This window comes from Streptomyces humicola, assembly GCF_024436035.1.
GTDB classification, from domain to species: domain Bacteria; phylum Actinomycetota; class Actinomycetes; order Streptomycetales; family Streptomycetaceae; genus Streptantibioticus_B; species Streptantibioticus_B humicola.
The window spans coordinates 309,626-325,722 of sequence record NZ_JANFNG010000001.1 but is presented as its reverse complement, the minus strand read 5'-3'; the positions used below and the strand labels follow the sequence as shown (position 1 = coordinate 325,722).

Genomic DNA, 16,097 nt, shown 5'->3' with positions numbered 1-16,097 from the left:
CTACGATGCCGCACGAACGAGCCGGGCAGCCGGCGAAACCGGAGGACTTGGTGGACGTTGCCAGGCTGGTGACGGCGTATTACGCCCTGCACCCGGATCCCACCGAACCGTCCCAGCACGTTGTCTTCGGCACCTCCGGACATCGGGGATCGTCGCTGTCCACCACATTCAACGAGGACCACATCGCCGCGACCAGTCAGGCGATTTGCGACATCCGCACGATGCGAGGCACGGATGGGCCGCTGTTCCTCGGTTCCGACACCCATGCTCTGTCGGAACCTGCAAAGGTGAGCGCCCTGGAGGTCTTCGCCGCCAATGACGTCCCCGTGCTCATCGACAACGCCGATGGTTACACGCCCACACCGGCCGTCTCGCGTGCCATCGTCACCCACAACCGCCGCCGTTCCCACGGCCTTGCGGACGGCGTGGTGGTCACACCGTCCCACAACCCGCCCACCGACGGTGGCTTCAAGTACAACCCGCCGAACGGCGGCCCCGCCGACTCCGCGACGACCGCATGGATCCAGGACCGCGCCAACGAACTGATCGCCGGCGGCCTGAAGGACGTGCGCCGGCTTCCCTACGCCCGCGCCCTGTCCACGCCGACCACCGGTCGGTACGACTTCCTGGACCGCTACGTCGGCGACTTGCCCGCCGTGGTCGACCTGGACGCCGTGCGCTCCGCAGGCGTGCGTATCGGAGCGGACCCGATGGGTGGCGCATCGGTCGCCTACTGGGGGCGAATCGCAGAGCGCCACCACCTGGACCTGACGGTCGTCAATCCACTGACCGACCCGACCTGGCGCTTCATGACTCTGGACTGGGACGGCAAGATCCGCATGGACTGCTCCTCACCTCACGCAATGGCCTCACTGATCTCGCATCGCGACATGTACGACGTGGCCACCGGCAACGACGCCGACGCGGACCGGCACGGCATCGTCACCCCGGATGCCGGCTTGATGAACCCCAACCACTACCTCGCCGTGGCCATCTCCTACCTGTACTCGCATCGTGACCAGTGGCCACGCACCACCGGAATCGGGAAGACACTGGTCTCCTCAAGCATGATCGACCGCCTGGCAGCGCACCTGGAGCGCAAGCTCGTGGAAGTGCCGGTCGGCTTCAAATGGTTCGTCGACGGCCTGATGGACGCATCGATCGGCTTCGGCGGCGAGGAGTCCGCCGGTGCATCCTTTTTGCAACGGGACGGCTCGGTCTGGACGACCGACAAGGACGGGATCGTTCTCGCCCTGCTCGCATCCGAGATCACCGGCGTGACCAGCGAGTCACCGTCCGAGCATTATGCAACGCTCACCGAACGCTTCGGCGCACCCGCCTACGCCCGGGTCGACGAGCCCGCCATGCGCGAGCAAAAGGCGGTCCTCGCCCAGCTGTCGCCCGAGCAGATTGCGGTCGACACCCTCGCGGGCGAACCAGTCACCGCCGTCCTCACCAAAGCGCCCGGAAACAACGCTCCGATCGGCGGCATCAAGGTGGCAACCGAGCACGCGTGGTTCGCCGCACGCCCCTCCGGCACGGAGAACGTCTACAAGATCTATGCCGAGTCCTTCCTCGGCCCTGACCATCTCGTCCGAGTCCAGGAGGAAGCCAAGGCACTCGTGACCGCCGCCCTGGGAAACGCCCTGTAGCTCTGAGCCGCCCCGGTCCACTGGACGGGGGTCTGGGCGCGCATCCAACCGAGCCGCAGCGAAGGAGGTCGACAGATGGTGGACGTGAGAGGCAACTACACATTCCAAACAGGCGGCGCCCGACGGCTGGACGGGACCACCGGGACTATGCCTCTGAGCATTTTCAGGGTCTTGTCCGACGGGACGATGGATGCCCGGCTGGCCGATCATCCTGTCGAGGGCCGTTACAGCGCCGCGACACAAAGCATCCAACTTGCCCATGGCGTCGGTGCGTCTCGTGTCTTCGGGACGTTCTATGACGGCTTCGCCATCCTGGACGACCAAGGTGGAGTCTGCGGCCTCGCCGGAATGTTCGAGGAGCGAGACGCCCTCCGGGATTGCAGGGGTTCCTGGTACGCGGTCCGGACCGGTCCTGTTGCCATCTGACCAGTCAGCCCGCATCGCCACGGACCCGTGTGACGACAGTCCGAGCATCCGATGCGCCGCCTTGCCGGATCTCCACCGGAACCGGATCGACAAGCGTCACGTAGTGGGTGCCGTCGGGCAACTGCCCCTCGGCGCCCGGTGTGGCGAGTTCAGCAAGGAGTCGGGCCTGCGCGGGATCCACGGTCGCGCTGATCGGCCCGTCACCGTAGTCGATCACCAGGGCGGCCGGGCACCGCTGTGGGTCGATAATGCCCATGGCGACCGCATCCTGCGGCACCGCATGCCTGATCTTCATCCAGCCTGGTTCGTCCGGCATGTACGGCTGCCCGAACCGCTTGATGACCAGGCCCTCGATGCCCGACTCGGAGAGCGTCTCGTACCAATCCGCTGCCTCGTCCGGATCCGTCGTCATCGACGTGGGCTGCAACGGCGGCCCCAAAGGGGCCAGCAGCTCCACCAACGCCGCACGCCGGGCCTCATACGGCTCCTGACGCATGTCCCCGTCACGCAGTGCCAGCAAGTCGAACGCCACATAACTGGCGGGCGGAAGCATCGTCCCGACACCCACGACACGGGACTGCAAGGCCACGAAATCGAGGCGCTTGTTGCGCCAGACGACCAGCTCGCCATCCAAGACCGTGCCTGCGGGCACGGCCTCCGCCGCAGCGGCGATCTCCGGGAACCGGTCCGTGATGAACCTGCCTGGACGAGTCTGCAGACGCACAGGGCCGGTCAGGATGACGAGTCTCCAGCCGTCCCATTTGGGTTCCATCGGTAGCGGACCACGACTGCTCGGCAGATGGTCGACGGGCCGGGCCAGCATTACCTTCACGGGTGGTGGGATTGGGTCAGTCACGGCCGCCCACCTCCATGCCGCCGCCTCGGCGCGCCCTCGGCATCGGGGCCTCCTCGACCAGCGTGCCGCGACCCGCTGCTGCCCAGCCGGACCGCCTCGCGCTCAGGTGGCACGGCGCCGGGACCAGCATCGCGATTGCGCTGACCATGGGTTCCCTGATATTCCGGTGACCGCCTGAAGCCTTGTACCTCCAGGACGGCACCCACACCAAACCCCTCCCTCCCAGCGTGCGCCCACGGAGCTCGCGCCGCATTCCGGGCGCGACGTACGGGGCACGGGTATCGCCTGCGAACGGGCCGGCTCCCTCGGCAACCCACAGACCATGCGCAAGACCGCCGCGGGAGTCGAGACCTCCCGCTCCCTCACGCTTTCGGCCTCGAAGCATGTCGGCGACGCCTGAATTGTGACCACTTCCGGCGTTCTGACCCACCTGCCGCTCGGCGACAGCCCTTGCCTGTCTCTTTCAAGGTAAAGACAGCTTTGCCCAGATAGATATGACTTCCTCTGGATCTGACGCTGTGATGTTGTTCGACATCGGGGTCGTCGGGAACCATGTGGCGCTGGAGGGACGTCGTCGTCCCGAGTGTGAAGCCGTTTGCCCGAGGAGCTGGAAGCATGAGCGAGCACCGACGCAAGCCGCGGCGGCCGATCGATCGCCGCCCTTCGGCATGGCGCGGGCCGGTAGGGAAGAACAGGCCTTACGAGACGAACACGGGCATACCACGAGGCGTCAAGGGCGCCCTCATAGGCGGGGCCTGCACGGCGGCGTTCGGCGCGGCCTGCTACGGCGGCTACGCCCTGCTGCAGGGCACGCCGAACGGTGATTCCGCGGGCCCCGCGGCTCCCGCCCTGGCCCAGGCGCGCGCGTCGAAGACGACCGCCGCCCTGTCGGCCGCCGACGTGGCGAACACCGCGCGCGATTTCCTTGCCGCGTGGTCCTCCGGCGACACGGCGAAGGCGGCCGGTCTGACGGACGACGCATCGCAGGCCGCCGGCCGGCTCGCAGCGTTCCGCACCCAGCTGCACGCCACCTCGGTCACTCTCACCGGCAAGCCTGCGACCGGCACCAGCGTCCCGTTCGCCGCCGAGGCACGCTTCGATCAAGGTGGCCGGTCATCGAGCTGGAGCTATGACTCCACGCTGACCGTCACGCGTGACGCTGCGACCGGACGCCCTGTGGTCAAGTGGGCTCCCGCCGTGGTGTATCCGAAGCTGAGCGCCGGGCAGACCCTGGAGACGGACCGGTCGGTCCCGCCCCCGCTCCGGGTCGTCGACCGCAACGGGACAGTACTCACGGCGTCTCAATACCCCTCCCTCGGCTCGATACTGAGCCAGTTGCAACAGGCCTACGGCACCGCGACGGGCGGCACGCCGGGAACCGAGATCCGCGTAAGGGGCGCGGACGGTACGCCGGGCCAGGTCCTGCGCGTCCTGTCGCAGGGCGTGCCGGGCAAGCCGCTGACGACGACGATCGACGCCCGCATCCAGGCCGCCGCCGAGAAGGCGGTCACGACCAAGGGACCGGACGCGTCAACGGTGGTGATCCAGCCGAGCACCGGCGCGATCCTGGCCGTCGCCAATCAGCCGGCAGTCGGCTTCGACAAGGCGATGTCAGGCAACTACGCGCCGGGCTCGACCTTCAAGCTGATCACCGCGTCGACGGCGCTGGAGACCGGCAAGGTCGCCCCGGACAAGCCGCTGCCCTGCCCGAAGTACCTGCAGTACGGGGGCCAGACCTTTCACAACGTGAACAACTTCTCGCTCCAGAACCCCAACATGGCGTTGGACTTCGCCGACTCCTGCAACACGGCCTTCATCTCCACGGCGAACTTCCTGCCCGACGACGCCGTCTCCAACGAGGCGCACGACGTCTTCGGGATCGGTATGAACTGGAACGTCGGCGTTCCCAGCAACGCCGGCAGCGTCCCCGCCGCGACCGGCGCGATGAAAGCCATGTCGTACATCGGACAGGGCAACGACGTGATGAGCCCGCTGGCCATGGCGTCGGTGGTCTCCACCGTCAAGGCCGGTTCGTTCCACCAGCCCTTCATCGTCCCGCAGTCGCTCGACGGCCGGACGTTCGCGCAGGTCTTCCGGTCGCTGCCCGCATCGGTGGCGGCGGATGTCCGCTCCATGATGCAGCTGACGGCGCAGTCCGGTACGGCGGCTCCGGCGATGGCCGGGCTCAGCGGCGATGTCGGCGCGAAGACCGGTACCGCGGAGGTCGATGGGCAGACCAAGCCCAACAGCTGGTTCGTCGCGTACGACGGGGACGTCGCCGCCGCCGCGACCGTCCCGAACAGCGGTGAGGGCTATCAGTACGCAGGCCCGATCGTCGCGGCGATCCTGAAGGCGGCCGCCGGGTGAAAGCGGCCGGGTGGAGGCAGCGAGTCGACGACGTGATCCTTGCCCATGAGCGGCGACAAGAACATCGAGATTCTGACGTTGCGCCACCAGCTCGCCGTCCTGCGGCATCAGGTCGACAAGCCACGCCTCACTGATGCACAGTCGCTTGCCGTTGTGAGGGGATGCAGCGAAGGAACGGGCGTCGTGCGCTTCCATCGCGTCCGTGCTCGGGCCAGGACGGCCGACCCGAGCACCTCCTCCGAGAGGCGTTCCGAGGGGCCGTACGACACGGCCCCTCGGACGAGCTCTCGTCACTGGGGTCTGCGTGCTGCAGGCTCTCTTCCGTCTCGTCGAGCACCGCGTCCAGCCACCGCCCGGATCTGGCCGTGCTGGTGCCTGCGCGGCAGGACTGCGTCGTTGCTCTCCGGCATCGTTCCGACGGTGTCCCTGTTCCCGGCTGCCTGCCGGAGCCGTCCGGGTACCCAGCGCACTCCACGATTCACTCGCCCGACCCCGGGTACCCGCGAAACAGCACCGAAGGAGCGGCGGCGCCCACCGGTGCCGCCCGACCCCAGGGAGGGACCCATGCCGCAAACGGTCCAGGAGATCATGACCACCGCCCCGGTCAAGGTCGGGGTGCAAACCTCCATCGCCCAGGTCGCCCGGCGCATGCGCGACGAAGACATCGGCGCCGTCCTCGTCGCCGACGACAATGCTCTGCGCGGCCTCGTCACCGACCGCGACCTGGTCGTACGCGCCCCCGCCGACGGCAAGAACCCCGAACAGACCACCGTCACCGACGTCTGCAGCAGCCAGGTCGTCACCATCTCCCCCGACCACGCCGTCTCCACCGCCGTCGAACTGATGCGCAAACACAGCCTGCGCCGCCTGCCCGTCGTACGCGGCGGCCAACCCGTCGGCATCCTCTCCCTCGGCGACCTCGCCATCGAACGCGACGAACACTGCGCACTCGCCGACATCATCGCCGCCGAACCCAATACCTGACAGTTCGGCTGCACCCGCACGGGCCCGGATCGCGCAGCTCCGGGCCCCGGGCGGACAGGGTTCGGCCAGTGCAGTCGGCCTCGTTCGCACGCCGGAGCCAGCCGTGGAGGTCGCTGATGCATCTGCCCGCGCAGCCCGCATCCGAGCGCCCCGACCTGCCGCGACGGACGGTGACACACCATGCCTGAGCTTCCGGACGTCGAGTCCTTCCGCCATGTGCTTGACTCCCACGGCCGCGGGCGACGCATCGAGGACGTGGAGGTGAACGACGCCGGGGTGCTGCGCGGCGTGACGGCCCGCCGACTGCGGCAGGCGCTCAGGGGCCGCCGCTTCCGCGCGCCCGGTCGGCACGGCAAGTGGCTGATCGCCCGCACCGACGGCCCGGCGGTCCTGATGCACTTCGGAATGACCGGCGAGCTGGTCGGCGGGCCGCAGGCCGAGGAGCGCCATCCGCACGACCGCGTCGTCTTCGTCCTCGACCACGGCCGGCTGTGCTACCGCGACCAGCGCAAGCTGCAGGGCATCCGGCTCGCCGACGATGAGGCGGCGGTCGAGCGGCTCCTCGCCGACCAGGGTCCGGACGCACTCGACGTGGGCCGACAGGAGTTCGCCGAGGCGATCGGCGTCCGCCGCGGCGGGCTGAAGTCGGCGCTGATCGACCAGTCCGTCCTCGCCGGCCTCGGCAACCTCCTCGCCGACGAGATCCTCTGGCGCTCCCGGCTGCACCCGTCGCGCCCCGCCCGTGAGCTGTCCGACGACGAGCTGCGCCGCCTCCACGGCGAGACCCGGCGCGTCCTGCGCCAGTCGGTGCGCGCCGGACGGGTGCCCGGGCGGCCGTCGTGGCTGACCGGCCACCGCGACGACCCGCATCCGCAGTGCCCGCGATGCGGCGGCCCGCTGCGCAGGGGCCGGGTCGCCGGCCGCAGCACGGTGTGGTGCCCGCAGTGCCAGCCGGCGGACTGACCGACCACCGCGCCGGGCAGCCGCCTCAGAGAATATCCGGCTCGGATGACGCCGAACTCGCCGAGAACGTCTCGATCGCGATTCGTGCCAGGGATCTGGTGAACAGCGAGGCAATCCAACCGGCTTGGGGCGCCTGGACAGAGTGATTCTAGCGGTCGACGAGGCGGCAGGGGATGACGAGGTCTTCGGTGAGGTGGTAGGCGGCACAGACGCGGTGGTAGCCGTCGGCGATGATCAGCGGCGTGCCGCGGACCAGAAGCACCGGCGAGAGACGTTTCCCGTCACGGGCTTTCTGGATGTCGTGCTTGACGTGCACGTTGTCCGCGCCCAGCAGCGGCAGGCCCGAGGCGCGGAGGATGTCCTTGGCCATCTTGATCTGGGTCGGGGCCCGTTGGAGGTCGGCGATGATGCGTTCCACACGCTCCGCACCCATGATCAGGTCGAGGTAGTCGGCTGCTGCCGGGAAGTCGTGGTCTTCAGGTTCGGGTAGCCATAGGTCGGCGCCGGTCGGCTGGTTGATCGTCATGGGTTCCCCCTGTCCGGGATGCGCTCGACGTGATGGTACGCCGGGCTTGCGGTGCACGAGCTCAGGCCGCTTCCGGAGAGTTGTTCCTGGCAAAGGCACGGAGCCTGGGACGACGGCAGTGGCTGGGCAGTTGCACGGACTGCTCGACATCGCGGCGGAGTGCCTCTCATATGGTTGCTGTTCGACGGATAAGGCGCTCCTCAACGAGACCAGCACCGGCCGCTCCCCCCGGGTCGAGTACCACCTGGAGAAGTAGCCCCGAAGGCAGGCCTGCGGGCGGTCCCGGTCTTCATGGACCGCATCCGCGTCGCCCGCCTCGGTGGCCATCCGTGCACCCGCCCGGACCACGTCATCGCCGATCGTGCGGACTCGTCCCCCACGTTCCGCGCCTACCTGCGCCGACGGCACGCGGCTGGACCGTCAGCGTCATGGGCGGCATCAGGCGTGACGGACGGGGTCGTCAGCGCACCCGACCTTGCCCTCCGCCCACCTCTGGGTGCCGATGGCCGCTCTTTCGAGAACACCGAGGTCGACGTACCCCCGGGCAGCGTCCTGCTTCTGAAAAGCTGCGGTGACGACGACGCGCACACCGGTCCGGTCGCGACCGCGGAACGGGTCCACGCCTCGAGAGCGTCCGTCGTGACGTGTCTGGGGACCGTGAAGCCGGCCCTGCCCGTGGCTGGCACACGTATGTTGAACCCCGGGAACGTGGCGAGCCTGGTCCTGCCGTCTGACGCTGCCGCTGTCGGCACCGCTCGCTCCTGGGCCGGCCAGCTGCCTCTGCCGAGGCGGTTGAGGAGGTCCGGCCGGTCGAGCTGTCGGCGGACCTGCTGGACGACCAGTCGATCGGGCAATTGGTCGGCCGGGCCCGCGCGAGCGGGCTCCAGCCGGCCGGTGAGAGCGGACATCCCGCAGCAGCTGACCAAGCGCGTGCTGGCCGCTCTGGAGGGCCAGAGCGACCCCGCGCCCACCGCGTCGAGGAGGTCAGTCCCGGACGACTTGGTAGATGCCATAGATCACGCCGGGGACATGGCCGCACAACTGCAGCAGAAAGGCCCACAGCACCTTGATGCTGGGGCCGTCCTTGAGCAGCACGGCGAGCCAGGGCAGCACCAGGGCAAGCAGCACAAGCAGCACCTTGATCATCACGGCCTCCGTTCCTCGTATGACGCCGTCCGGCGTCGCCAGACGGGTACCCAGCCACGTACGGGCAGAACGGGCTTCCGCAGGCGTTCTCCCATGGTCGGCCGGGCGGCGCGCGCCGCCCCCTCCCCGCCATCCCGACCCAGAAGTACCGTGATGCCTCCCACCTGCACAACCCCGCGCCCGCGGCACGGCGCCCGCCGCCGGCCGGCCTGGAGTTCATCCGCTTCCGGGGCGACCGGAATACCGTGGATCCCGGCCGGGGCCGAGTGAAGCAGGTGCTGATGCGACGCTTCGCCGTGAAGAGTTGTGGTCGCTGCGGACCAACGACGTCGATCCGTCCGGGCGAGGTCAGGCCGGCGTCGCCAACGCCGCCCAACACGGCACCGGCGTACGCATCCGCTCGCTGCCCATTCACGCTGACCCCCTGATGGGTGTGCCGTTGGTTGACCGCCGGTCACTCGTAATACCGGTGGTCCTCGATCACTGGCGCGGCCGGGGGCGGTGGCTGTACGCGGCGCCGCCGGAAGATGCTGACGTAGGCCGACAGGCCGATGATGCCGACGCCCATCAGGATGAGGCCGACCAGGCCCAGGTTGACTCCCTTCACGTGCCAGTCGACCGCGAAGGTGAGAATCGCTCCCAGCGCGATCAGACCAATGCATCCGCCGATGCCCATGAATTCGCCTCCGTAGGCTCATTGGCTGTTCGGGCTCGTGGGCTACGCCTACCCGAAGAGGCAACGGAGATGCGGGACATGGGCCCTGCACACGGAACCAGGTACTAGTCTGTTCTGGCCACGTTCCGGCTGATTGCCCGTCACAATCGGCGTATGGGGATCCGGTTCACGCCGCGCGGGGACGACCGCGAGGAGACCGCTGCCGCGGTCGCGTGGCTGTGCGAGCGCGACGGTGTGATGCAGACGTTGCGGCCGGTACAGGCCAGCGAACGGCGGATCGCCCGCGTCGTGGTCGGCCGACCCACTGCCAATGACAACAGCGGCCGGGCATGAGCCCGAGGGGGAGGCCCCGCCGGCGCGGGGGATGCACTCGGCGGGGCCAGATGCACGGGGTACGTCCCGGTTCTCGCCACGGGGGAACAGCGATGACCGGCCGGGTCTGACCACGACCCCCTTCCACGCGCGACAGGAACGCTACCCCAAGATAGGTGTATGTTCAACATGCCTCTCGGGCCGCGGAGGCGCGGGAGCCGGGCGGCAGCAAGCAAGTCACGGCGATTCCGTCGACGATCCCCACCATGCATGCGCAGCGCTGCAGCCGGGCTGGGCCTTGGCCAGCCCGGCACATCACAGACTCGAACGGACTTTCAGACACGGTCGCCACCACCTGTGCCGATGACCAGGTGGGGCCGACCTGTGGCGTGTGAGCTCCAGGAGCTCGGCCACGACACCCTGGACGCCAATGTGGAGCTCGGCCTGCCCCCCGACGCTCGCGACTACGGCGTCGCCGCCCAGATCTTCCCCGACCTCGGGGTGCGCTCACTCCGCCTGATGACCAACAACCCTGACAAGATCGCGGAGCTCAAGCGGCACGGGCTGCGGGTGATCGGCCGCGAGCCGCTGCCCGTGAAGGCCGGGGTGGACAACCTGTGATACCTGCGCACCAAGCGGACCGAATGGGCCACGACCTGCCGTGGCTGGACGCGGGCGGCGCCGGTACCTTTGCCGACCAGTAACGATTGGTCTCCAGGCCCTGACGCTGGGGAGCGCCGCCCCCAGAGCCCCACACGGTCTTCACACCGTGACCTCGGATCCGACGTGACCAGTGATGTGTCGTACGACGTATTCGGCATCTCGACCGACGCCGCAGCCCAATTCTGAGGTGAAGCTGTACTGGAATGGCAGGCCGACGAAGTAAAGGCCAGGGATCACGGATACTCCGCGAGTATGGCGGGGTGTGCCGGACTGGTCGAAGGCGGGCAGGTTGATCCAGTCGTATTCCGGTCCGAAGCCAGTGGCCCAGACGATGGCCGCGGGGCGCAGGGTCCTCCCGTCGGCGAGGAGAGGAAGACCGTGGGAGTGCCCCTCCACTCTGGGTAGGCGTTCGATTCCTGCCTTCGCCAGTTTCCGCGGACTGCTCCTGATCACGGGTGTGCCCTTGTCGTTGGTGGCAGCGTGGAGCCAGCGTCCCGCCGGGCTGTCGACGGTCAGGAGGTGGTGCGCGAGTCGCCAGAAGACGGGGCCGGTGGGGTTGAACGGGAAGTGGCCCGGGTGGCGTCCGGCGAGCCAGACAAGGTGCGTCGCGGCGAGTTCGGTTGCGATCTCCACGCCAGAGTTGCCGGCGCCGACCACCAGTACAGGCCCCGGGGCGACCTGGGTGGAGTTGCGGTAGTCGGCCACGGTGAACTGCTGTATTGCCGAATCCAGCTCGTCGGCGAATGCGGGTCTGCGGGGGGCACGCAGGGCTCCGGTGGCCACGATCACGCTGTCCGCCTCGAGGCTGCCGTCCTCCAGGTCCAGCAGGAATCTGCCGTCACGCCGGGTGAGCTCACGGACACAAGTGTCCAGACGGACCGGCAGGTTGAAGGTCTCGGCGTACGTCTGCAGGTAATCGGCCATCTGCTCCTTGCCGGGGAAGGCCCTGGGCGGGGCAGGGAACGGCAGGCCGGGCAGGCCGCTGATGGCGGCGGGTGTGAACAGCAGCAGTGAGTCCCACCTGCGGCGCCAGGATTCGCCGATCCTCGCGTGGGCGTCGAAGATCACGAATTCCCTCCCATAGCGGGCCAGGTACGCTCCCGCCGCGAGTCCGGCCTGACCGGCGCCGATCACGACTGTGTCCAGTCGTTCGGTCATGGCCGCCTCCTCGTCAACGAACTCGTTCAGCAGTGCCTCTCCTGCCGCGCTCCGACTCGCTGCCGCTCAGCGGCGCTCCAGGCGGGAAGCGTCGGGCCTTGTCTTCGAGGGAAGCCGGTCGTCATGCGTGCCGTGATGAGGCCCCCCAGACGGCGCCGTCGACGCGACGCCGAGCGCGGAATGGGACCGCGGAAGCACAACGCCACTCGGTGTTCGAGCCGACCGGACCATGCCCCAGGGAGTTCGGCCCATGGACGATACTTCCGCGGAATCGGAGAGAAGAACTGTACGACCGCAGACCAGTTTAGGGGATATCGAAGGAGACGAGGGCTGGACCGCGTGCAGGAAGTCCCCATGCGGGCGGCCGGTCCCGGCCACAGCGCGGCCCGGTGCGTCGCCTCGCTGCCGTCAGTGCCCTGTCGCGACTGGGCGCGGGCCGCCCGCGCTGCCCGGCATCCAGTGCCGACGGTGTGATCAACGGCAGCCGTAGCAGCATGGGCTCAGCGCCAGTCTGCAGCCGAGACCGTGCGCTCCGTGAATGACGCGATCCGCACGGGTGAATCGTTCTCCGTAAGTCGTCCCCTGCCGTGCCGCTGAAGGCAGTGATCAGCCATCTGGTGGGAGCGACCAGCCCGCGCGTCACTGGCCGTCAGCTGTGCGATCGTCATGCAACATTCGATCATGGCACAGAAGATGAGCGACGCTGAATGGCGCGCATTCGTCATGTCCGGCACCCGAACGGGCAAGCTCTCCACCGTGCGCGCAGACGGCAGCCCCCACGTCGCCCCCGTCTGGTTCGTGCTCGACGGCGATGCATTGGTATTCAACACCGGCGAGAACACGGTCAAGGGCCGCAACCTTGCCCGGGACAGCCGGGTTGCGCTGTGCGTGGACGACGAGCGTCCGCCGTTCGCGTTCGCGATGCTGCAGGGCCGCGCGGAGCTCAGGGACGACCTGTCACAGGTCCGGGAGTGGGCCACCCGGATCGCGGCCCGCTATATGGGCGCCAAGCGCGCCGAGGAATACGGCGCCCGCAACGGCGTCCCCGGCACCCTGCTCGTCCGGGTGCAGATCGACAAGGTGCTCGCGATCTCGGGCCTCACCGACTAGGCCGTCTGCTTGCCGCTCGCGCGGCATCCGCATGGCGGTCGCGGGTGAGGGTGCCCGCCCTTCTTCTTGCCCCTGGTGATGACGAGCCGGGAGGCGATGTCGTGCAGGCTCATCTCCTGGTCGCGCAGATGGAGGGTCATGGACAGCATCCGGCCATCGGCGACGCTGGTCCCGCCGATGGTCTTGCCGCGCTTGCGGACGGACTCGTGGCCATCCAGGCAACCTGGTGGAAACCGTGTCGCGGCGGAGCCACGGAACGGCCAAGGTCTCTGGCTTATTGTGTCCGCTATGCGTGCAATTACCGCGAACCGCTATGGCGGCCCGGAGACCCTGGAACTGACGGAGACCGACGATCCCAAGGTCGGTCCCGACTCGGTCCTCGTGCGAGTGAAGGCCGTCGGGGTCAACCCGGTCGACTGGAAGATCGTCGCCGGGTATCTCGACCCGCTCATGTACGTCCACTTCCCCCTCGTACCCGGCTGGGATGTCGCGGGCGTCGTCGAGGCGGTCGGCCTGGACGCCCCCGAGTTCTCGGTGGGCGACGAGGTCTTCGGCTACGTCCGCAAGGACGAGGTGCAGCACGGCACCTACGCGGAGCTCGTCGACGCGCCCGTGCGTGCCCTCGCACGCAAGCCCGCCTCGCTGAGCTGGCAGCAAGCGGCCGGCGTCCCGCTGGCAGGGCTCACCGCCTGGCGGTCACTGGGCCGGGTGGGGGTCACCGCGGGCGACACGGTCCTGGTCCACGCGGCTGCCGGCGGTGTCGGGGCCTTCGCCGTACAGATCGCGGTGGCCAAGGGGGCACGGGTGATCGGCACAGCCGGCGAACACAACCACGACTTCTTGCGCTCCCTGGGCGCCGAACCCGTCACCTACGGCGAGGGCCTGGCCGACCGGGTGCGCCGGCTGGCACCGGAGGGCATCGACGCGGCCGTGGACTACGTGGGCGGTGTCGCGGTCGCCGTCTCCCAGGAACTGCTGAAGGACCGCTCCCGCGTCGCGTCGATCGTCGACCCGGACGTCACTCGGCGCGGCGGACACCATGTGTGGGTGCGGCCGGACAGCGCGGACCTTGCCGAACTCGCCCGACTCGCCGACGCCGGCAAGCTCGGTGTCCACGTCGAGCGCGCCCTGCCGCTTGCCGACGCCGCCGAGGCGTTCCGGCTCAGCATGGCCGGGCGGACCCGCGGCAAGATCGTGCTCGAGGTCGACAGCGGTAACTGAACACCGCCTGCGTTCGTGCGCGCTCAGCGTGGCGTCGCCGCAGTGCAGGAGCCACCTCGTGGAGGAGACGAGATTCCCCGGATTCTCAGACTCCAGCCTCAGACCTGAGCCATGCCGCCGTCGACGCTCAGGTCCATGCCTGCACAGAAGCTGCTCTCGTCCGATGCGAGGAAGAGGGCGGCCGCGGCCGGGAGGCGCCGAGCGCGAGCAGCCGCTGTGACTCTGCCTCGAAGGCGGGGCCGATGAGGTCGAGGTGCAGCCGGTTCTTCACCGACTTCGGCTCGGGGACCCGATGGAAGCTCAGCCGAGGGGTGGCCAGGTCCGTATCGAGTGTGGCGAATTCGGAGCTCGCGCCTGACGCAACGTCCCTCCCGAGTACCTCGGCCCAGAAGTTGGCGAGTTTCTCGGCGTCGGCGGCGTCGGCGGCGTCGACTCTCAGGCCGTACACGGTGTTGCTCAAGAATGTTGTCCTCTTGTAGCAGGTTATTAGACAGGTTCAGATGGCGGTGCGGCCGCCGTCGACGGCGACGGTCGCGCCGGTGATGTAGCCGGCCTTCGGCGAGACGAGGAATGCGACGGCCTCGGCGACCTCGGCGGGCTGGGCGGCGCGCCTCAACGCGGTGGTCTCGGCGAGCGCGTCGAACAGGTCGCGGGCCTCGGGCCTGGTGTAGACCGGACCGGGGGCGACGGTGTTGAAGCGGACGCCGCGGGCGCTGTACTCGGCCGTCCAGCCTCGTGTCAGCGACGCCAGTGCGGCCTTGGTCGCGCCGTAGGCGGCGCCGGCGGCCAGGCCGAGACTGCCGGCCATGCTGCCGATGTTGATCACGCTGCCCGATCCCTTCGCCGCCATCGTCGGGGCGAACGCGGCCACGAGGAAGAACGCTGCGCGGACGTTGCTGGCGAACATCGCGTCGTAGTCGGAGACCTTCATCTCCTCTGTCGGTGCCCAGATGGCTTGCCCGGCGTTGTTGACCAGGACGTCGACTTCGCCGACCTCCGCGGCGAGCCGGTCGATGCCGGCCGAGTCCTCCAGGTCCGTCTCGACGAACCGGGCGCGGCCGCCGGCCGCGGTGATCTCGTTGACGGTCTCGGCGCCACGCCGGGCGTTGCGGCCGGTCACGACGACAGACATTCCGTCGGCGGCGAGCCGCTTGGCGACCGCCCGGCCGATGCCGGATGTGGCCCCGGTGACCAGGGCGGTAATGGGATGCAGGTCGAGGTTGTCTTCGCGCTCCATGGACATGGAATGCACCTTCCGGAATTGTTATCCAGACCGGTCTGTCTGGTAACGCCTCCAACCTAGACAGACCGGTCTGGATATGTCAACGGCCATAGGAGGCCGATTGAAGACAGACAGACCTGTCTGCTACCTTGTGGGCATGTCTGAGAAAGTGCTCTCACCGCGGGAACGCAGTGCGGCGGCGCGGGCGCGGCTGCTGGCCGCCGCCAACGAGCTGTTCTACGCCGAGGGTGTCCAGTCGGTCGGGATCGACCGGGTCATCCAGCACGCCGGGGTCGCAAAGGCAACGCTGTACAGCGCCTTCGGCAGCAAGGACGGCCTGGTCCGCGCCTACCTACAGGCACGGCACGCCGCGACCGTCGAGCACATGACACGCGAGCTCGAAGCGCGTTACGAAACCCCGAAGGAGCGCCTGGTCGGCGCGTTCGAGGTGCAGGGGCTCTCGTTCAGCGAGCCGGGGTTCCGTGGCTGCCCGTTCATCAGTGCGAGCGCCGACGCCCCACCCGGCGGCGTCGTCGAACAGGCCGCGAACGACTACCGCACCTGGCTCCACGAACTCTTCTTCGGCCTCGCCCAGCAGGCAGGCGCCAAGGACGCGAAATCACTCGCCCAGCAACTGGTACTGCTCTACGACGGCGCCGGGATCAGCGCCTGGCTGGACCGCGACCCCAGCGCCGAAACAGCCGCCCGCACCGCAGCCGCCGCCCTGGTCGACGCCGCCATCCCAGACTGAACCAGCCGGCGCTTCGCGTGTGAAGTGCCCCGCCTGCAACGGTGAGGGTGTACGGGCGGCTGGG

At 68.7% G+C, this 16,097-nt stretch carries 19 protein-coding genes and 1 pseudogene; 11 read left to right on the top strand and 9 right to left on the bottom strand.

Translation table 11 applies throughout. From position 1 onward, the window contains the following. Window positions 1-5 precede the first annotated feature (5 nt). Window positions 6-1,652: a phosphoglucomutase (alpha-D-glucose-1,6-bisphosphate-dependent) gene (gene pgm / locus NGB36_RS01535; RefSeq protein ID WP_255918168.1), complete on the top strand. Its 1,647-nt coding sequence runs from the start codon at window positions 6-8 to the stop codon at window positions 1,650-1,652. 75 nt (window positions 1,653-1,727) lie between these two features. Then, on the top strand, window positions 1,728-2,078 hold the full coding sequence (locus NGB36_RS01530; protein ID WP_255918167.1) for a hypothetical protein: 351 nt from the start codon (window positions 1,728-1,730) through the stop codon (window positions 2,076-2,078). Between the two features lie 4 nt (window positions 2,079-2,082). Here the strand turns inward: NGB36_RS01530 and NGB36_RS01525 are convergent, their stop codons facing one another. Together NGB36_RS01525 and NGB36_RS01520 are read right to left on the bottom strand one after the other, a co-directional pair. Continuing rightward, entirely contained in the window at window positions 2,083-2,901 is an 819-nt protein-coding gene (locus NGB36_RS01525) for an ATP-dependent DNA ligase (RefSeq protein ID WP_255918510.1), read from the bottom strand. Window positions 2,902-2,926: 25 nt separating this feature from the next. Then, a complete protein-coding gene (locus tag NGB36_RS01520) occupies window positions 2,927-3,082 on the bottom strand; it encodes a hypothetical protein (RefSeq protein ID WP_255918166.1) in 156 nt (51 codons plus the stop codon). A gap of 467 nt (window positions 3,083-3,549) precedes the next feature. On the opposite strand from NGB36_RS01520, the gene NGB36_RS01515 reads away from it, so the two are divergent. From NGB36_RS01515 to NGB36_RS01505, 3 genes are all read left to right on the top strand, one after another. Next, entirely contained in the window at window positions 3,550-5,301 is a 1,752-nt protein-coding gene (locus NGB36_RS01515; RefSeq protein WP_255918165.1) for a penicillin-binding transpeptidase domain-containing protein, read from the top strand. Between the two features lie 564 nt (window positions 5,302-5,865). Then, window positions 5,866-6,285, top strand: a complete 420-nt coding sequence (locus NGB36_RS01510) for a CBS domain-containing protein (protein ID WP_255918164.1) — start codon at window positions 5,866-5,868, stop codon at window positions 6,283-6,285. Window positions 6,286-6,465: 180 nt separating this feature from the next. Continuing rightward, window positions 6,466-7,248 (top strand): Fpg/Nei family DNA glycosylase, encoded by a 783-nt coding sequence (locus tag NGB36_RS01505; protein ID WP_255918163.1) that lies wholly within the window; start codon window positions 6,466-6,468, stop codon window positions 7,246-7,248. Window positions 7,249-7,396: 148 nt separating this feature from the next. On the opposite strand, the gene NGB36_RS01500 is transcribed toward NGB36_RS01505, so the two are convergent. Beyond that, window positions 7,397-7,774 carry a hypothetical protein gene (locus NGB36_RS01500; protein ID WP_255918162.1) on the bottom strand — a complete coding sequence of 126 codons (378 nt, stop codon included), beginning with the start codon at window positions 7,772-7,774 and terminating at the stop codon, window positions 7,397-7,399. Between the two features lie 118 nt (window positions 7,775-7,892). Here NGB36_RS01500 and NGB36_RS01495 point away from each other — a divergent pair, with 118 nt between their 5' ends. Beyond that, complete coding sequence (locus tag NGB36_RS01495; RefSeq protein WP_255918161.1) at window positions 7,893-8,030, top strand: hypothetical protein; 138 nt, start codon at window positions 7,893-7,895, stop codon at window positions 8,028-8,030. A gap of 728 nt (window positions 8,031-8,758) precedes the next feature. Here the strand turns inward: NGB36_RS01495 and NGB36_RS01485 are convergent. Continuing rightward, window positions 8,759-8,920, bottom strand: a complete 162-nt coding sequence (locus tag NGB36_RS01485) for a YqaE/Pmp3 family membrane protein (protein WP_255918509.1) — start codon at window positions 8,918-8,920, stop codon at window positions 8,759-8,761. Between the two features lie 454 nt (window positions 8,921-9,374). Further along, the gene (locus NGB36_RS01480; protein ID WP_255918160.1) at window positions 9,375-9,596 is read right to left on the bottom strand and encodes a DUF6458 family protein; all 222 of its coding nucleotides are present in this window, start codon (window positions 9,594-9,596) and stop codon (window positions 9,375-9,377) included. Window positions 9,597-9,749: 153 nt separating this feature from the next. Between NGB36_RS01480 and NGB36_RS01475 the strand changes: the two genes are divergently transcribed. Further along, entirely contained in the window at window positions 9,750-9,929 is a 180-nt protein-coding gene (locus tag NGB36_RS01475; RefSeq protein ID WP_255918159.1) for a hypothetical protein, read from the top strand. A gap of 366 nt (window positions 9,930-10,295) precedes the next feature. Further along, window positions 10,296-10,612, top strand: a pseudogene (locus NGB36_RS01470) (bifunctional 3,4-dihydroxy-2-butanone-4-phosphate synthase/GTP cyclohydrolase II); the annotation flags it as partial. Window positions 10,613-10,670: 58 nt separating this feature from the next. Here NGB36_RS01470 and NGB36_RS01465 read toward each other — a convergent pair. After that, complete coding sequence (locus NGB36_RS01465) at window positions 10,671-11,729, bottom strand: flavin-containing monooxygenase (protein WP_255918158.1); 1,059 nt, start codon at window positions 11,727-11,729, stop codon at window positions 10,671-10,673. Between the two features lie 681 nt (window positions 11,730-12,410). Here NGB36_RS01465 and NGB36_RS01460 point away from each other — a divergent pair. Beyond that, window positions 12,411-12,839 (top strand): PPOX class F420-dependent oxidoreductase, encoded by a 429-nt coding sequence (locus NGB36_RS01460; RefSeq protein WP_255918157.1) that lies wholly within the window; start codon window positions 12,411-12,413, stop codon window positions 12,837-12,839. Here the strand turns inward: NGB36_RS01460 and NGB36_RS01455 are convergent. Further along, window positions 12,836-12,988, bottom strand: coding sequence for a hypothetical protein (locus NGB36_RS01455; protein WP_255918156.1), 153 nt, complete (start codon window positions 12,986-12,988; stop codon window positions 12,836-12,838). The two genes, NGB36_RS01460 and NGB36_RS01455, sit on opposite strands and share 4 nt — an antisense overlap. A 139-nt stretch (window positions 12,989-13,127) precedes the next feature. Between NGB36_RS01455 and NGB36_RS01450 the strand changes: the two genes are divergently transcribed. Beyond that, window positions 13,128-14,060 (top strand): NADP-dependent oxidoreductase, encoded by a 933-nt coding sequence (locus NGB36_RS01450; RefSeq protein ID WP_255918155.1) that lies wholly within the window; start codon window positions 13,128-13,130, stop codon window positions 14,058-14,060. Between the two features lie 127 nt (window positions 14,061-14,187). Here NGB36_RS01450 and NGB36_RS01445 read toward each other — a convergent pair whose 3' ends face one another. Together NGB36_RS01445 and NGB36_RS01440 are read right to left on the bottom strand one after the other, a co-directional pair. Then, window positions 14,188-14,520: a VOC family protein gene (locus NGB36_RS01445; RefSeq protein ID WP_255918154.1), complete on the bottom strand. Its 333-nt coding sequence runs from the start codon at window positions 14,518-14,520 to the stop codon at window positions 14,188-14,190. 36 nt (window positions 14,521-14,556) lie between these two features. Beyond that, on the bottom strand, window positions 14,557-15,303 hold the full coding sequence (locus NGB36_RS01440) for an SDR family NAD(P)-dependent oxidoreductase (protein ID WP_255918153.1): 747 nt from the start codon (window positions 15,301-15,303) through the stop codon (window positions 14,557-14,559). A gap of 136 nt (window positions 15,304-15,439) precedes the next feature. On the opposite strand from NGB36_RS01440, the gene NGB36_RS01435 reads away from it, so the two are divergent. Beyond that, window positions 15,440-16,033: a TetR/AcrR family transcriptional regulator gene (locus NGB36_RS01435; protein ID WP_255918152.1), complete on the top strand. Its 594-nt coding sequence runs from the start codon at window positions 15,440-15,442 to the stop codon at window positions 16,031-16,033. Window positions 16,034-16,097: the final 64 nt, after the last annotated feature.

Coding starts and splice junctions, on each gene's coding strand:
- pgm (WP_255918168.1), top strand. CDS start 6: ATGCCGCACGAACGAGCCGGGCAGCCGGCGAAACCGGAGGACTTGGTG.
- NGB36_RS01530 (WP_255918167.1), top strand. CDS start 1,728: ATGGTGGACGTGAGAGGCAACTACACATTCCAAACAGGCGGCGCCCGA.
- NGB36_RS01525 (WP_255918510.1), bottom strand. CDS start 2,901: ATGCTGGCCCGGCCCGTCGACCATCTGCCGAGCAGTCGTGGTCCGCTA.
- NGB36_RS01520 (WP_255918166.1), bottom strand. CDS start 3,082: ATGGTCAGCGCAATCGCGATGCTGGTCCCGGCGCCGTGCCACCTGAGC.
- NGB36_RS01515 (WP_255918165.1), top strand. CDS start 3,550: ATGAGCGAGCACCGACGCAAGCCGCGGCGGCCGATCGATCGCCGCCCT.
- NGB36_RS01510 (WP_255918164.1), top strand. CDS start 5,866: ATGCCGCAAACGGTCCAGGAGATCATGACCACCGCCCCGGTCAAGGTC.
- NGB36_RS01505 (WP_255918163.1), top strand. CDS start 6,466: ATGCCTGAGCTTCCGGACGTCGAGTCCTTCCGCCATGTGCTTGACTCC.
- NGB36_RS01500 (WP_255918162.1), bottom strand. CDS start 7,774: ATGACGATCAACCAGCCGACCGGCGCCGACCTATGGCTACCCGAACCT.
- NGB36_RS01485 (WP_255918509.1), bottom strand. CDS start 8,920: ATGATCAAGGTGCTGCTTGTGCTGCTTGCCCTGGTGCTGCCCTGGCTC.
- NGB36_RS01480 (WP_255918160.1), bottom strand. CDS start 9,596: ATGGGCATCGGCGGATGCATTGGTCTGATCGCGCTGGGAGCGATTCTC.
- NGB36_RS01475 (WP_255918159.1), top strand. CDS start 9,750: ATGGGGATCCGGTTCACGCCGCGCGGGGACGACCGCGAGGAGACCGCT.
- NGB36_RS01465 (WP_255918158.1), bottom strand. CDS start 11,729: ATGACCGAACGACTGGACACAGTCGTGATCGGCGCCGGTCAGGCCGGA.
- NGB36_RS01460 (WP_255918157.1), top strand. CDS start 12,411: ATGGCACAGAAGATGAGCGACGCTGAATGGCGCGCATTCGTCATGTCC.
- NGB36_RS01455 (WP_255918156.1), bottom strand. CDS start 12,988: ATGCTGTCCATGACCCTCCATCTGCGCGACCAGGAGATGAGCCTGCAC.
- NGB36_RS01450 (WP_255918155.1), top strand. CDS start 13,128: ATGCGTGCAATTACCGCGAACCGCTATGGCGGCCCGGAGACCCTGGAA.
- NGB36_RS01440 (WP_255918153.1), bottom strand. CDS start 15,303: ATGTCCATGGAGCGCGAAGACAACCTCGACCTGCATCCCATTACCGCC.
- NGB36_RS01435 (WP_255918152.1), top strand. CDS start 15,440: ATGTCTGAGAAAGTGCTCTCACCGCGGGAACGCAGTGCGGCGGCGCGG.